This window comes from Winogradskyella schleiferi, assembly GCF_013394655.1.
Taxonomy (GTDB): Bacteria; Bacteroidota; Bacteroidia; order Flavobacteriales; family Flavobacteriaceae; genus Winogradskyella; species Winogradskyella schleiferi.
Genome location: NZ_CP053351.1, coordinates 4,479,039 through 4,494,741 on the forward strand (window position 1 = coordinate 4,479,039; position 15,703 = coordinate 4,494,741).

The following is a 15,703-nucleotide window of genomic DNA, read 5'->3' on the forward strand; positions in this document are numbered from 1 at the left end:
GAACGCATTCAATTTTTTGGACAAACGACCTATAAATTAGTCTAAGCGTGGAAAGTACCGTGTTTATGACTAAATAACTGTAAGATTAGGTCTTAATAGAAATTATAACTTAAAGTATTACTTTAATTAAAGGGCATAAAAAAAGGTGAAACAAGTTCACCTTTTTTTGCCCCAAATCTACCATGAACTTAACCTACTTATGTTATGGTGATACCAATGTAGATGTAATTTGTTAAAATGAATCAAAAATCGGACAAAGTGCATTAAAATCCGATGATATACGTATTTTATCGGATAAAAAGCTTTTTTTATGTTAATATCTAGTAGGCACGCTCTTTATTCCCTTCGTAAAAATTAATAAAAGCTCTATTTACAACTCTATTACCACCAGGAGTTGGATAATTCCCTGTAAAGTACCAGTCGCCTAAGTTTTTTGGACACGCTGTATGTAAATTTTCAACAGGTTGAAAAATAATTTTAACTTCGGAGTTTATATCTTCTCCACCAAGTAATTCAGAAATCTTATCTGAAATCTCTTCATCTGAAAAACTATCGTATATTTCTTTTACGTAGTTAACCACATTTTTGTCTTTCATGTTTACTTGTTCGAGACATTTATTATAGACCTCTTCAACAATATGGTATTTGTTATTGTCTTTTAATAATTCCAAAGCTGCCCTAAAAGCGATTAAAGTTTCTAGGTTTGCCATATCTATACCATAACAATCTGGATAGCGTATTTGAGGTGCAGAAGAAACCACTACTATTTTTTTAGGGTTTAATCTATCCATCATTTTAATGATACTTTTTTTCAACGTTGTACCTCTTACAATACTATCGTCAATAATCACTAGGTTATCGGTCGGTTTAATTACGCCATACGTTACATCATAAACGTGTGCTACCAAATCATCTCTACTGCTATCTTCAGTAATAAAAGTTCTTAGCTTAACATCTTTAATGGCTATTTTTTCAATTCTCGGTCGTTCAGATAAAATTTCGGTAACCTTTTCTGCCGAGAGTTTACCACCTCCACTGAGAATGGATTTCGTTTTTCGTTGGTTGAGATGTTCTTCAACCGTTTCAATCATACCATAAAATGAGGTTTCTGCAGTATTAGGTATATATGAGAACACGCTATTCTTGGTGTCATTATCAATGGCCTCAAGAACTTTTGGCATTAATAATCGACCTAGCTTTTTTCGTTCTTGGTAAATTTCGGCATCACTACCACGAGAAAAATAAATACGTTCAAAAGAACAAGCCTTACGCTCTAAAGGTTCTAATATTTTCTTGATTTTAGTAGTACCAGATTTTTTAGTGATAATCGCATGACCAGGATCTAGTTCTTTTACCGATTCAAAAGGCACATTAAAAACTGTTTGAATAACAGGACGTTCTGAGGCAACCACAACAATTTCATCGTCTTTATAATAATAAGCTGGTCTTATTCCTGAAGGATCCCTTAAAACAAAAGAATCACCATGACCTAATAATCCTGCCATGGCATAACCACCATCCCAATTCTTTGCTGCTCTTTTTAATATTTTACCAACTTTTAAGCGCTCTGCAATTAATGGAGAACATTCGTTTTTATTATAACCCTCTTTTTTTAAATCTTTATAAATTTTTGAAACCGCATCATCTAAAAAATGACCGATTTTTTCCATTACAGTAATGGTATCGGCCTTTTCCTTTGGATGCTGACCGATTTCAATAAGGTTGTCAAAAAGCTCGTTAACATTGGTCATGTTAAAGTTACCAGCCACAATGAGGTTTCTGTGCATCCAATTGTTTTGTCTTAAAAACGGATGAACACTTTCTACACTGTTTTTTCCAAAGGTTCCATATCGTACGTGACCTAAGAATACTTCACCTATATATGGAATGTTCTTTTTTTGTAAATCAACATCGTCTTGGTATTCCGGATTTTTAGTTAATTCATCATTAATCCGTTCATTGATTTGGGCAAAAATATCCTGTATAGGTTGTTGTGCTATAGAACGCACCCGACTGATATAACGTTCCCCAGGTTTTACGTCTAATTTTATACTTGCAAATCCAGCACCATCCTGTCCACGATTGTGCTGTTTTTCCATCATTAAGTACATCTTGTTAACACCATAAAAAGCACTTCCATACTTTTCTTTATAGTAATCTAAAGGTTTTAATAGCCTAATAAGTGCAATTCCACACTCATGTTTTAACGCGTCACTCATTGTTTTTCCCCTCTTTATTTTAGAGATTCTGAAACTAATTCAGAATAAAAAAATGCGCTCAATTATGAGCGCATAGGTTTAATTTAATTCGATATCAAATTGTGTTAGACTCTTAAATTGGTCTAATCGTTTATAAATTTCTTTATCTGTTAAGTTTTGCATGCGCTCAGTTCCAAACTTTTCAACGCAGAAGGATGCAAGTGTTGAACCATAGATGACGGCTGTTTTCATGCTTTCAAAAGAAAAATCGCCTGTTTTTGCCAAATAACCAGCAAAGCCACCAGCGAATGTATCACCAGCTCCAGTTGGATCAAAGACTTCTTCTAACGGAAGGGCAGGAGCGTAAAATACATTATCATCATGAAACAATAAAGCGCCATGTTCACCTTTTTTGATTACTACATATTTTGGTCCCATATCATGAATCTTTCTAGCTGCAACGACCAGTGAATATTCACCGGTTAATTGTCTAGCTTCTTCATCATTTATAGTGATAACGTCAATATGCTTAATTGTGTTGTGTAAATCTTCTAAGGCACAATCCATCCAAAAGTTCATAGTATCTAAAATGACCAATTTTGGTTTTTTAGACATTTGGTTTAACACACTCATTTGTGTACTTGGATGCAAATTACCTAACATGACCACTTCGGCATCTTTGTAGTTTTTGGGCACTACAGGTTCAAAATCAGCGAGTACATTTAGTTCCGTGGCCAAGGTATCGCGAGAATTCATATCGTTATGGTATTTCCCGCTCCAAAAAAACGTTTTTCCTTCCTTTACGATTTCGATACCAGAGACATCAATTTTTCTATCAGACATTAAGTCTAAATATTTTTGTGGAAAATCGCCTCCAACTACAGAAACAACTGCAGCATCTACATTAAAATTTGAAGCTGCTAAACCTATAAAGGTGCCAGCCCCTCCAAGGATTTTGTCTGTTTTCCCAAAAGGGGTTTCAATAGCATCAAAAGCTACCGTACCAACAATCACTAATTTACTCATCACCTAATTTTGTATTAAGTTGCAAAAGTACGTGAATTTTTTTATTTGAAAATTCTTAACTATCAAATTAAAAAAAATCACATATTAACAAAGAGGTTCTTTAAGTAAAAGAAAATTTCTTGCTTTTTTAAAGTGAAATTTTGTCCTTACAGAAAAAATTTACGTAAAATTAAATTCTTGTGAAATATTGAATTTTCTGAGGTACAAATAAAATTAAAGATGCCTTAAATAAGCGTCTGGATTATTCAAAAAAGACTTCATAACCATATAATGTTCTGTATCTTCTAAATTGGTTTTTTCCATGCTATGCGGTGTGATTTCATAAATTGTTGCATCAGGATAAGCCATCAACAGTGGTGAATGCGTGGAAATAATAAATTGTGAATTATGTATTTTTAAATGTTGGTTCAAAAACGAAATAAGGGTTAATTGCTTTGCAGGCGACAACGCTGCTTCAGGTTCATCCAATAGGTAAATGCCTCTGGAGTTGATCATTTCATTCATAATATGAAGATAAGCTTCGCCATGCGAAAACGCATCGAGTTCTTGTCCATAATTTTGGCGCATTCTCCGTAATTGATAATTGGCGCTATCTTTCATGTCTTTAATAATTTGGCTAGGGATGTCCTCTCCAATATCTCCCATTTGGTATTCAATTGTGGTACCAACACGATGCACGCTGTTGAGATAATCCCCAAAATCTTCAGCCCTAAAAAAGAAACCGACCGAACGTTCAATTTGCCAAGTTAATTCTAAATATGGCAATAAGGTTTTTGCGCCATCGAAACTGTTTTTAGAATAGCCAACACCATCCATGTGCGGCAATTGCAATCTGCAGGCAATAGCTTCTAAAAGGGTGGACTTACCAGAGCCATTTTCGCCCACCAGAAAACTGATTTTGTTAGAGAAATCTAGATGCTTAGCATGTTTAATGGCAGGAATATCGTACGGAAATGGATGCGTACGATCGGTATTGATATTTAGGGTTTTTAGGTATGGCAATTTTAGGTGTCTAATTTACGATAAATATACGTATATTTATCGTAAATATTCTGTTATGAAAACAAATAATAAACGAAAAGAAGTTGTATTGGATGAACAAACCATTACCATTCTTAAAGAAAAGGCGAAGCAACAAGGTAGAAATTTAAAAAATTACATGGAGTTTATACTTAAGGAAAATGCTTATGCTTTCGAACCTTCTGAAGACTATAAGTTGATGATGGATAGGATGATTGATGACCATGAGAAAGGCAAAACAAATTACACACCTTGGGAAGATGTGAAAAAAGAACTTTTAAAATAATGGGATTTGAAATTGAATTAAGTCATTTCTCAAAAATTGATTTAAAAGAAGCACGTGATTATTATTTTGTGATATCTCCAGTTGTATTAAAACGGTTTGATAATGAGTTATCTGAAACAATGGAAAGAATTGCCATAAACCCTCAACATTTTCAAAATCGTTATCGCAACATAAAAATTGTGTTTACTAAAGAATTCCCTTTTGGTATTCATTATTTGGTTGACGGAAACACAGTTTATATTCAAAGAATCCTACATCAAAAACGATATTATCAATAAAACACCATAAGTTTAATTTTAAAAATTTTAAAAAGTGTATGGAAATTCCAAATACTTAATAGTGCTATATTTTTTCAATAAGCGTCCCAAACTCAATAACCTAATACTCTTTTTATAAAATTACTTCCTCCCAAAATCAGCAGGTATTTCTCCCCAAGCCTTAGTTTCCCATTTTACAATTGTTGTGGAATAGTCATTAGTCTTTAACCATTGTACAGCACGATCTACCAAATCGTAAACAGGTTTGTTTTTAGCATTACGTTCTAGCTTAGAATTACATGTTTTTTTCCGCACCCAACTCATAGCGGTTCTAGAATCTGTGTACATAATACGGTCGCTATTGTGATTTTTTAAAAAAGCTAGGCCGTGAACCAAAGCTAAAAATTCGCCTATATTATTGGTGCCTTGTTCAAAGGGTCCTTGAATGAAAAGTTGCTTTTTAGTTTTGGTATCCACACCTCTGTATTCCATGATACCAGGATTGCCACTCGAAGCTGCATCAACAGAAATAGAGTTGAAGTTGGGTTGTCCTATTTTTTTAAGTTCTGCTTCGGAAAGTCCGCTGGTAAATGATTTGTTTTTTCCAGCGTAGTCAAAATAATTTCCTTTTAGTGCTTTTTTTGCGGTTTCAAAAGTTGAAAACGATTTATACTGTGCACCATCAAAACCTTTGATTTGGGCTTTGCAGTCGTCCCACTTTTCAAAAACTCCTGTTTTATGGCCTTTCCATACGGTGTAATATTTTTTTTTCTTTTTTTTTGACACGTGTTTCACGGATTTTTACTGTTTACTAAAACTCCTTAACCAATCTCTTACATAAATATCATTGTAATAATACCATTGTGTTGAAATGGCATAAGAAAAACCGTTTTTATCAATTTTATATTTCCAAGTCCACCTATTGTTATTAGTATGGATAATAGCTTCTTTTCTTTTAATACTGTCCCAATGCTTAGGAACCTTAATTAAAATCGGAAAATTATTATTAAATGTTTTTTTACTGAAATCTTTATCGCAATATTTATCCAATTCTTCAGAAGTCAAGTTTTCTAGGATATTATGTATTTTCTGTTGTATTTCTTTATTGGAAAACAGTCTGTCTTTCTTATTGGAATTTGGATTTTGAGATTTCAAAACATCCTCAACAACTTTAGGAAAATGCTCCATCTCCAACAAATGAATCTTTCCAGCGACATCTTCTGCCGAATCCGTAGCTAAAACCTCACATTTTGCTTGAAATATAATAGCTCCTTCATCATAATTCTCATTGACATAATGAATGGTTATGCCTGTTTCGGACTCTTTATTTTTAACTACAGCTTCGTGCACATGCATGCCGTACATCCCTTTTCCGCCATATTTTGGCAATAGTGCAGGATGGATATTAATCACTTTATTTTCAAATTCTTTCAAAATGAATTCAGGAAATTTCCAGAGAAAACCCGCTAATACAATGAGGTCTGGTTGTGATGCTTTTAAAATATTCAACACATCTTCAGACTTAGAAAAGGCGATTCTATTAAAAGATAATGCGCTAACATTCAATTTTTTACAACGCTCTAAAACTTTGGCATGAGGATTGTTAGTTAGTACCTGAATAACAGTCGCATTATCGCTGTTGTGAAAAAACTTTATTAAATTTTCAGCATTACTCCCACTTCCGGACGCAAAAATTACCACTCGTTTCATTTTACAGCTATATAGGTTTCTATTTATTCAAACAAAAAAAAGAATAATAATTAACAATTAGTGCAAAACCAAAATACTTTATCTTTATTTTTACTAAATTACAAACACATTTTAACGGTAAAGATGAATATTCAAATAAAGTTTTTTATTTTTGCCATCTAATTAAAACTTAAAATTAAAAAATTATGTCAGACATTGCATCACGAGTAAAAGCGATTATCGTAGATAAATTAGGTGTTGATGAAAACGAAGTTGTAACTGAAGCTAGCTTCACTAACGATTTAGGAGCGGATTCATTAGATACTGTAGAATTAATAATGGAATTTGAAAAAGAATTCGATATTCAAATCCCAGACGATCAAGCTGAGAACATTGCAACAGTTGGTCAGGCTGTTTCTTATATAGAAGAAGCAAAATAATAACTCTATTTTTATGGAATTAAAGCGAGTCGTAGTAACGGGTTTAGGTGCACTTACGCCAATAGGTAATACCAAAGATGAATATTGGGATGCTCTTGTTAGTGGAAAAAGTGGTGCTGCAACTGTCACACATTTTGATCCGGAAAAGTTCAAAACACAATTCGCTTGCGAAGTAAAAAACTTTGAAGTTACTGACTTTATTGATAGGAAATTAGCGAAGCGAATGGATAAGTTTTCGCAGTATGCAATGGTCGCTTCTGATGAAGCTATTGTAGACTCAAAACTAGATCTTGATGCCTTAAACAAATTGAGGGTCGGAGTGATTTGGGGAGCTGGTATTGGTGGTTTAGAAACGTTTCAAGAAGAAGTGTTAAACTATGCTGCTGGTGACGGAACACCTCGTTTTAATCCGTTCTTCATTCCAAAAATGATTGCTGATATAGCACCTGGAAACATATCTATTAAATATGGTTTTATGGGTCCTAACTATACCACAGTATCTGCATGTGCTTCCTCTGCAAATTCAATGATCGATGCCTTAAACACTATACGTTTAGGTCATTGCGACGTGATTATTACAGGTGGAAGTGAAGCTGCAGTAACTATTGCTGGTATGGGTGGATTCAATGCTATGCATGCGATGAGTACTCGTAACGATGATCCAAAAACAGCCTCTAGACCATTTGATGCTAACCGTGACGGTTTTGTGTTAGGTGAAGGTGCTGGCGCGATTGTTTTGGAGGAGTATGAACACGCTAAAGCAAGAGGTGCTAAAATCTACGCAGAAGTCGTAGGTGGAGGTTTATCTTCGGACGCGTATCATATGACAGCGCCACATCCTGATGGGATAGGTGTTGTTGCAGTGATGAAAAACTGTTTGGAAAATGCTGGTTTAAATCCGGAAGATGTAGATCATATTAATACACACGGTACATCGACACCTTTAGGTGATGTTGCCGAGTTAAAAGCTATATCTGAAGTATTTGGCAAACACGCTAAAAACATAAATATTAATTCCACTAAATCTATGACTGGTCACTTGTTGGGTGCTGCTGGAGCTATTGAGGCAATTGCTTCAATATTGGCGATGGAGCATGGTATAGTACCACCAACAATAAACCATGAAACGGCTGACGAAAACATAGATCCAGAATTAAATTTAACGCTCAATAAAGCTCAGAAACGAGATATTAAAGTCGCAATGAGTAATACCTTTGGATTTGGCGGTCACAACGCTTGTGTATTATTTAAAAAACTAGATTAAATCCCGAATGAGCTTCATTCGTAACATATTAAATTCCCGCTCTCATGAGAACGGGGATTTTTTTTTGCAACTCAAAAAAATTCTGGGGTTTAAGCCCAAAACAATATCAATTTACATTAAGGCCTTTACACATCGTTCCATGAATATAAAGGACGATAAAGGCAATGTTATTAACTACGAGCGCCTAGAATTTGTTGGTGACGCCATTCTTGGTTCTGTAATTGCTGCCTACTTATTTGAAAAAGTGCCACATGGTGATGAAGGTTATCTTACAAAAATGCGTTCTAAAGTGGTCAGTAGGGAACATCTTAATAAGTTAGGTAAAGAACTGGGTCTTATTGATTTTGTAGAAAGTAAAATTCCGAAGTCAAATTTTGGAGACAATATTCATGGCAATCTTTTTGAAGCTTTAGTTGGTGCTATTTATTTAGATAAAGGTTACAGTTTCTGCGAAAAATTCGTCTATAAACGTGTTATAAATCCGCATGTGGATATTGAAGCTTTAGAAGGAAAAGTAATTAGTTACAAGAGTTTACTGATAGAGTGGTGCCAAAAGGAGAAAAATACATTTGATTATCAAGTCTATGAAGATACTGGTAATGACGAGCTAAAACATTTCTCTGTAAAGTTGTCCATTAATGACAAAGTGGTTTCAAAAGCAAGAGCGACTTCAAAGAAAAAGGCCGAAGAAAAAGCGTCAAAACGTGCTTTTTTTGCCTTTCAAAATGAAATAACAAGACTACATTAACATAAGATCAATTCAAATTATAGAATTTCCTCTACTATAACGTTTTCGTAAATATTTGCACTCAATCTTAACCTATTCTTAATAAAATTGCCCTTTTATTGTACTATATTTACGAATTATACAAGTTAGATTTTCAAATTTTCATGCAACGTTTAAAATTTAATTGGTTTTAAGGTTATAATCGTATGGCTTTACACAAACTTCAGGTTGATGATTTTTATGATGATTCCTTTAAGCTAATTGCGATACATTGTAGATTAGAAGATTATCGATTGGCCTATTTGCTAAACAAACATTTAGGGCTTAAGTTAGAACGTAATGATAAGGACATAGACTTAAAATATTTAGAGTCATCTTACAGTATTTTTGAATGGGATAATGAGACCGAATACGTGGTTTGGAATTTAATTTCCAACATGTGCAAGAAAGAAGAGGATGGTTTATCCAGTACAGGAACTTTATTTAACGAGAGTGAGAAAGTACTGAAAACATTCAATTTAATATCTGAATTCAAAAAAGTGGATTATTTCATTAAGATTTCAGACGAAATACAGAATGTAAATGAAAAACTTATCGTAAATAAATTACAAGCCATTCCACAAATAATTACAAGTTATACGGTAGATCCGTTAAAAATAAAGTCGAAAGACCATTTAATTTTTTGAATTGATGTCAAACAAGAAAACAAAAATAGTAGCGACCTTAGGTCCTGCAACAAGCACAAAAGAAGTATTGAAAGCGATGCTAGATGAAGGTGCAAATGTATTTAGAATTAACTTCTCACATGCCGATTATGCAGCCGTTGAAGAGCGCATAAAAATGATAAGAGAACTCAATGAGGAGTTTGGCTATAATGCGTCTATTTTAGGTGATTTACAAGGACCAAAATTACGTGTCGGCACCATGAAAGGTGAAGTGATTGTGAATGAAGGCGACGAAATTATTTTCGCTACAGGAAAGCGTTTCGAGGGTACAAAAGAACGTGTTTACATGACTTACGACAAGTTTCCTCAAGATGCGCAGCCTGGAGAACGTATTTTATTAGATGACGGAAAATTGATTTTTGAAGTCGTTTCTACAGATAAAAAATCTGAAGTTAAAGCTAGAGTGATACAAGGTGGACCATTAAAATCCAAAAAGGGGGTAAACTTACCGAACACTAATATTTCTCAACCAGCATTAACTGAAAAGGATGTCGAAGATGCTATTTTTGCATGTAAACAAAAAGTAGATTGGATAGCCTTGTCTTTTGTGCGTCATGCAGAAGATTTAATGGAGCTTGAACAGTTAATAAGTGAACATAGCGACCATAAAATTCCTATTATTGCAAAGATTGAAAAGCCAGAAGCGGTTGAGAATATCGATAAAATTGTGGCGTACTGTGATGGTTTGATGGTAGCTCGTGGTGATTTGGGCGTTGAAATTCCTGCTGAGGAAGTGCCGTTGATTCAAAAGCAATTGGTGCTTAGAGCAAAACGAGCTAGAATTCCTGTAATTATCGCTACCCAAATGATGGAAACCATGATTACAAGTTTAACACCAACACGTGCTGAGGTAAACGATGTTGCCAATTCTGTAATGGATGGAGCAGATGCTGTAATGCTATCTGGTGAAACCTCTGTTGGGCAATATCCTGTTCAAGTGATTCGTCAAATGGCAAATATAATTCGTAGTGTTGAAGATTCGCCTTTGATTGAAGTGCCGCAATCGCCACCACACATTAGAACTAAGCGTTATATCACAAAGGCGATTTGTTACCATGCCGCCAATATGGCGAATGAGATAAATGCAAAGGCGATATCCACATTAACCAATAGTGGTTATACGGCCTTTCAGATTTCGGCTTGGAGACCCTCTGCACATATTTTAGTATTTACGTCAAATAAACGTATTTTGACCCAATTAAGTTTGCTTTGGGGAGTTACAGCATTCTATTATGACAGATTTGTAAGTACGGACGAAACCATTGAAGATGTAAATGCCATTGCATGTAAAAAAGGCTATTTAGAAGTTGGTGATATGTTGATTAGTTTAGCGGCAATGCCAATTCAAGAAAAAGGAATGGTCAATACGTTGCGGGTTACTGAGATAGAGAGTTGTAGTTTTTAGGAAGTATTTTTATCTTTTTTATGCGATTGAGTATAAAAAGTAATTAATCAGGTTTTTAAGAGGATAAGTGTAAATTTTATGTGATATCCAATTTTGCATACTTTCAAAACTCAAACTTTAACTGTACACTAACAGCTTCTTTTTCCTCGTTTTTAATTTTTTTAGAATCTGTATTCAAATTAGATAACGAAATTCCTAATAGTCTAACCGAATTATTCAGTATGTCTTGGTACAATAAATCTTTTGCAGTTTCAAGGATAATGGCTTTTTCACCTACAAAATAGGGTAGGGTTTTGCTTCGGGTTTGTAAGGTGAAGTCGCTATATTTTATTTTAAGGGTAATGGTTTTTCCAGATACTTTACTTTTAGTTAAACGTCTTGAGACTTCTTCTGCTATATGCTCTAGTTTTTCTAGCATAAAAATTTCTGAGGACAGATTTTCACTAAACGTACGTTCTGCAGCTAACGATTTACGAATGCGATTGGGTTTTACTTCACTGTTATGAATACCTCTTACGACATCATAATAATAGCGACCTGATTTTCCGAAATTTTCGTCAAGATATTCAAAACTTTTAGCCTTTAAATCTTTACCAGTAAAAATGCCTTTTTGATACATTTTTTCGGCAGTAACTTTACCTACTCCATAAAATTTACGAATGTCCAAATCTTCTAAAAATTGGAGAACATCTTCTGGATTAACCGTTTTTTGCCCATTGGGTTTGTTATAATCACTGGCTACTTTTGCAATAAACTTGTTAATGGAGATACCTGCGGAAGCCGTTAAGCCAACTTCATCGTAAATCCTGGCTCTTATCTTTTGTGCCAGAATAGTGGCACTAGGCAAGCCTATTTTGTTTTCCGTTACATCCAAATAAGCTTCGTCTAAGGATAATGGCTCAACCAAATCGGTATAATCGTGAAAAATTTTACGGACTTGGTTAGAAATCGTTTTATAACGATCAAAATCGGTTTTAACGAAAATAAGTTCAGGGCATAATTTTATAGCCAATCGCCCAGACATGGCGCTTTTAACTCCAAATTTTCGGGCTTCATAACTTGCTGCACTTATGACACCTCTTGTGCCTCCGCCGCCAACAGCTATGGCTTTACCTCTAAGTTCAGGATTATCCATTTGTGCTACAGACGCATAAAAGGCATCCATATCTACATGAATTATCTTTCTTATAGGAAAATCGTTAAGCATGGTGTAAATTTAGGCATTAAATGCCTTTTAATAATTTATTTTTAATGTATATGGCGATAGAAATTGAACGAAAATATTTAGTGAAATCAAAAGCTTTTAAAAAAGAGGCGTTTAAAAGTTATACTATAAAACAAGGGTTTTTAAATACCCATAAAGAACGAACCGTACGTGTAAGGTTGAAAGAAGATAGTAGTTATTTAACCATTAAAGGAAAATCTACAGTTAACGGATTATCCCGTTTTGAATGGGAGAAAGAGATTACTAAAAATGATGCAGAACATCTCTTAAAACTTTGCGAAGAAGGTATTATTGAAAAAACACGCTATGAAGTAAAGTACGGAAACCACACGTTTGAAGTTGATGAATTCTTTGGTGCTAATCAAGGTTTAATCATTGCAGAAATTGAATTAAATTCTGAAAGTGAACATTTTGAGAAACCGAAATGGTTGGGTAAGGAGGTTACAGGAGAGACTAGATACTATAATTCTCAGCTGAGTAAAAATCCTTTTAAGGATTGGTAAAAAATATCAAAGTTTTTCGAAAAAAAAAGCCTATCCTTTTTTCAAAGGATAGGCTTTTTATCTTTTATATGTAAATTACTCTTCGTACATATTTTGCTTATCTTCATTTACTATTATAAATTCTGAACGTCTGTTTTCAGCATGTTGTTCTTTAGTACAACCAGATGAACAATCAATTTTAGGCTCTGATTCGCCTTTACCTATTCCAGAAATACGAGATTCGTCAATACCTTGAGAAATCACATATTGCACCGTAGTTTTAGCTCTGCGGTCAGAAAGATTCATATTATAAGATTCAGAACCTCTTTCGTCCGTATGTGATGTAGCCTGAATAACAAGTTCTGGATATTTCTTCATGACTTGGACGAGTTTGTCTAATTCAAAAGCAGCTTGCGCTGTTATATTAGATTTATCGAATTCGAAGAAAATTGGAGCTAAGACAATTTTTTCATCTTCCATTATGTTTTCAATTGGATCTAAAGAAATTTGAACGTTATTTACCTCGTCGTCTGTACCTTCGACAGGAACTTTTTTACTGTCGAATCCGTCCATAACAACTTCTAGTTCAGAATCTTTATCACATTCTACGATAAATTCAGCAATACCTTCGTCATCGGTCATTTTTGAGGATACTTTATTGCCTTCTTCATCAAATAAAGAGACCGAAGCACCTGAAATCGGTTCCCGGTTCTTATCGTCTAGAACAGTTGCGCTAATAACAACATCACATAGAGGTTGTAGTTTTTTGAACTCATAAATGTCATCACTTCCTTTACCGCCTTCCCTATTAGAAGATACAAAGCCATTATTGTTTTCCTCATCAATTATAAAAGCGAAATCATCGGCATTACTATTTATAGGGATACCAACATTACGCGCATTTGCTAAAGTACCATCGATTTCTTTAGTGTAAAATACATCAAATCCACCAAGTCCTAAGTGACCATTCGATGAAAAATATAGTGTGTTATTACTGCTTATATATGGGAAGCCTTCTTCGCCTTCAGTATTGACTTTTTGACCTAAATTTTCTGGTACGCCTAAAGTACCATCAGCGTTTATTGGAGCTTTGTAAATATCATAGTCGCCAAAACCACCTGGCATATTTGATGTAAAGTATAACGTTTTTCCATCCGCACTTACAGATGGGTTTTTAACAGAATAGTTTTCGCTATTAATACCTACATCTTCTATGGTGTCCCAATCATCTCCTAATTTTGTCGCTTTAAATAAATAAAGCTGACTAAAACGTGTACTACTCAGAGAATCCTTTTCGTAATCTTTTTCATAAAAACTTTCACGTGAGAAATACATGGTATTCCCATCAGGTGAGAAAGACACTAAACCTTCATGGTATTTCGTGTTTAGTTTTTTATTTGCTAAAGTAGCTTCTTGATACGTACTGTCTGAATTTTTAACAATGGTGTAAATGTCTAAAAAAGGCTGTTCGTTCCATCCATAAGTTTTACGACTATCATTACGAGCAGAAGTAATATATAACTTGCCATCATTTAGGGTACCACCAAAGTCGGATTGTTCAGAATTAAAAGAAGCATTCTGCACGTTGAACTTTTTACCTTGTTCTAAAATTTTAGGAAGATAATTTGGATTTTTCTTATATGCTATAGCTCTATTGTCTCCTGGACGCATAGAAGCAAATTTTTCCATTTGTTGATTGGATGCTTCATACTTTCCATTAGCTTTTAACATTTGTGCATACTTATAAACCATTTCTGGCTTATCGGAAGTTTCTAAAGCTTTAGCATACCAGCGTTCTGCTGCTTCTGTATTAAAAATGTTATAGTAGCTTTCGGCAAGTTGGCTATAAACATAGGTGTCTCCTTTACCTTCATTTACAAGTTCCTCGTAGTTTTCTGCGGCATCCACATATTGGTATCTAGCAAATTGTTTATCTGCTTTCTTTGTATCGCTATTTTGAGCAGTTAAGCATAAGCTACTCATCAACGTAATAAATAATAATGTTTTAAAGTTTTTCATAATTGTTTTAGCTTAACTGATTAAAAGTATCTTGGTGAACGTGAAACACGCTTAGGGAAATTAAGATCGAATAATAACATGATTTCATGTGATGCTGGTGCGTAAGCTTTTATATCCGAGGATATAGCATCGTATGCATAGCCAATTCTTAAACCATCTGTAAGTGCAAAATTTACTAAGCCAGAAAATGAATCATCTAAGCGATATGATGCTCCAATTTCAAACTTCTTAAAAAACCGTGCATTTAAGTTGACATCAAATGATGTTGGTGCATCAAATGCAGATTTTACCATAACCGATGGCTTTAACTCCGTATTTGGTGAAAGATCGAACACGTAACCACCAGTTAAGAAATAGTGCTGTGTTTCTGATCCTATTTTACGACCATCATTATCTAAATGTACCGATGATAATAAATTTGGAACGGACAATGACACATAATATTTTTCTGTATAATAAAAGAATCCAGCACCAATATTGGGTGTCGTTGAATTTATATTTTGATTGAGGAAGGGATCATCTTCATCAACAATATCAATACCAGCTAATCCGATATCGTGAAACGTGGCACCTCCTTTAACACCAAAGGCCAATTTATGTTCGCCACCTAAATTTAAGGTGTATGAAACATCCACATAGGCATTGGTTTCTTTTACGGGACCAATTTGATCTGAGATAACTGAGAGACCTAATCCAAGATTACTTCCAATTGGTGTGTGACCGAAAAATGTTCCTGTTTCTGGACCACCTTCAATTCTAGACCATTGGTTTCTGTATAGTAATCCAAAAGAAAGACCTTCTCTTGATCCTGCATAAGCAGGGTTTACTATATTCATATTATACATGTACTGTGTGTACTGAGGGTCTTGTTGCCCGTGCATTTGAAATGCTAAGAGCAAAACCGCTATAATAGAGAGTTTTTTCATTATATTAAGTTGAT

At 34.4% G+C, this 15,703-nt stretch carries 15 protein-coding genes and 1 pseudogene; 8 read left to right on the top strand and 8 right to left on the bottom strand.

Annotation, left to right across the window (positions count from 1 at the left end):
- Window positions 1–320: 320 nt before the first annotated feature.
- From HM990_RS19435 to HM990_RS19445, 3 genes are all read right to left on the bottom strand, one after another.
- The gene (locus HM990_RS19435; RefSeq protein ID WP_178991623.1) at window positions 321–2,219 is read right to left on the bottom strand and encodes an amidophosphoribosyltransferase; all 1,899 of its coding nucleotides are present in this window, start codon (window positions 2,217–2,219) and stop codon (window positions 321–323) included.
- 78 nt (window positions 2,220–2,297) lie between these two features.
- On the bottom strand, window positions 2,298–3,224 hold the full coding sequence (locus HM990_RS19440; protein ID WP_178991625.1) for a PfkB family carbohydrate kinase: 927 nt from the start codon (window positions 3,222–3,224) through the stop codon (window positions 2,298–2,300).
- A 213-nt stretch (window positions 3,225–3,437) separates the two neighbouring features.
- On the bottom strand, window positions 3,438–4,226 hold the full coding sequence (locus HM990_RS19445) for an AAA family ATPase (protein ID WP_178991627.1): 789 nt from the start codon (window positions 4,224–4,226) through the stop codon (window positions 3,438–3,440).
- Window positions 4,227–4,281: 55 nt separating this feature from the next.
- Here HM990_RS19445 and HM990_RS19450 point away from each other — a divergent pair, with 55 nt between their 5' ends.
- Window positions 4,282–4,530 carry a hypothetical protein gene (locus tag HM990_RS19450; protein ID WP_178991629.1) on the top strand — a complete coding sequence of 83 codons (249 nt, stop codon included), beginning with the start codon at window positions 4,282–4,284 and terminating at the stop codon, window positions 4,528–4,530.
- On the top strand, window positions 4,530–4,808 hold the full coding sequence (locus HM990_RS19455) for a type II toxin-antitoxin system RelE/ParE family toxin (RefSeq protein WP_178991631.1): 279 nt from the start codon (window positions 4,530–4,532) through the stop codon (window positions 4,806–4,808). The genes HM990_RS19450 and HM990_RS19455 overlap by 1 nt, the downstream gene beginning before the upstream one ends.
- A 120-nt stretch (window positions 4,809–4,928) precedes the next feature.
- Here HM990_RS19455 and HM990_RS19460 read toward each other — a convergent pair whose 3' ends face one another.
- Window positions 4,929–5,573, bottom strand: a complete 645-nt coding sequence (locus HM990_RS19460) for a ribonuclease H1 domain-containing protein (protein WP_178991633.1) — start codon at window positions 5,571–5,573, stop codon at window positions 4,929–4,931.
- Between the two features lie 366 nt (window positions 5,574–5,939).
- Window positions 5,940–6,497, bottom strand: a pseudogene (gene purN, locus HM990_RS19465) (phosphoribosylglycinamide formyltransferase); the annotation flags it as partial.
- 185 nt (window positions 6,498–6,682) lie between these two features.
- Between purN and HM990_RS19470 the strand changes: the two are divergent.
- The 5 genes from HM990_RS19470 (at window position 6,683) to pyk (ending at window position 11,037) form a co-directional block, all read left to right on the top strand.
- Window positions 6,683–6,916, top strand: a complete 234-nt coding sequence (locus HM990_RS19470) for an acyl carrier protein (RefSeq protein WP_013750595.1) — start codon at window positions 6,683–6,685, stop codon at window positions 6,914–6,916.
- A 13-nt stretch (window positions 6,917–6,929) separates the two neighbouring features.
- A complete protein-coding gene (gene fabF, locus HM990_RS19475; RefSeq protein WP_178991635.1) occupies window positions 6,930–8,180 on the top strand; it encodes a beta-ketoacyl-ACP synthase II in 1,251 nt (416 codons plus the stop codon).
- 7 nt (window positions 8,181–8,187) lie between these two features.
- The gene (rnc, locus tag HM990_RS19480) at window positions 8,188–8,928 is read left to right on the top strand and encodes a ribonuclease III (protein WP_178991637.1); all 741 of its coding nucleotides are present in this window, start codon (window positions 8,188–8,190) and stop codon (window positions 8,926–8,928) included.
- Between the two features lie 185 nt (window positions 8,929–9,113).
- Window positions 9,114–9,593, top strand: a complete 480-nt coding sequence (locus HM990_RS19485; protein WP_178991639.1) for an IPExxxVDY family protein — start codon at window positions 9,114–9,116, stop codon at window positions 9,591–9,593.
- A 1-nt stretch (window position 9,594) separates the two neighbouring features.
- The gene (gene pyk, locus HM990_RS19490; RefSeq protein ID WP_178991641.1) at window positions 9,595–11,037 is read left to right on the top strand and encodes a pyruvate kinase; all 1,443 of its coding nucleotides are present in this window, start codon (window positions 9,595–9,597) and stop codon (window positions 11,035–11,037) included.
- A 103-nt stretch (window positions 11,038–11,140) separates the two neighbouring features.
- Here the strand turns inward: pyk and dinB are convergent, their stop codons facing one another.
- Window positions 11,141–12,244, bottom strand: a complete 1,104-nt coding sequence (gene dinB, locus HM990_RS19495; RefSeq protein ID WP_178991651.1) for a DNA polymerase IV — start codon at window positions 12,242–12,244, stop codon at window positions 11,141–11,143.
- Window positions 12,245–12,264: 20 nt separating this feature from the next.
- Between dinB and HM990_RS19500 the strand changes: the two genes are divergently transcribed.
- Entirely contained in the window at window positions 12,265–12,765 is a 501-nt protein-coding gene (locus tag HM990_RS19500; RefSeq protein WP_229719324.1) for a CYTH domain-containing protein, read from the top strand.
- Window positions 12,766–12,840: 75 nt separating this feature from the next.
- On the opposite strand, the gene HM990_RS19505 is transcribed toward HM990_RS19500, so the two are convergent.
- Together HM990_RS19505 and HM990_RS19510 are read right to left on the bottom strand one after the other, a co-directional pair.
- Window positions 12,841–14,763, bottom strand: coding sequence for an OmpA family protein (locus tag HM990_RS19505; RefSeq protein WP_178991653.1), 1,923 nt, complete (start codon window positions 14,761–14,763; stop codon window positions 12,841–12,843).
- Between the two features lie 20 nt (window positions 14,764–14,783).
- A complete protein-coding gene (locus HM990_RS19510; protein WP_178991655.1) occupies window positions 14,784–15,689 on the bottom strand; it encodes a PorP/SprF family type IX secretion system membrane protein in 906 nt (301 codons plus the stop codon).
- Between the last annotated feature and the right edge of the window lie 14 nt (window positions 15,690–15,703).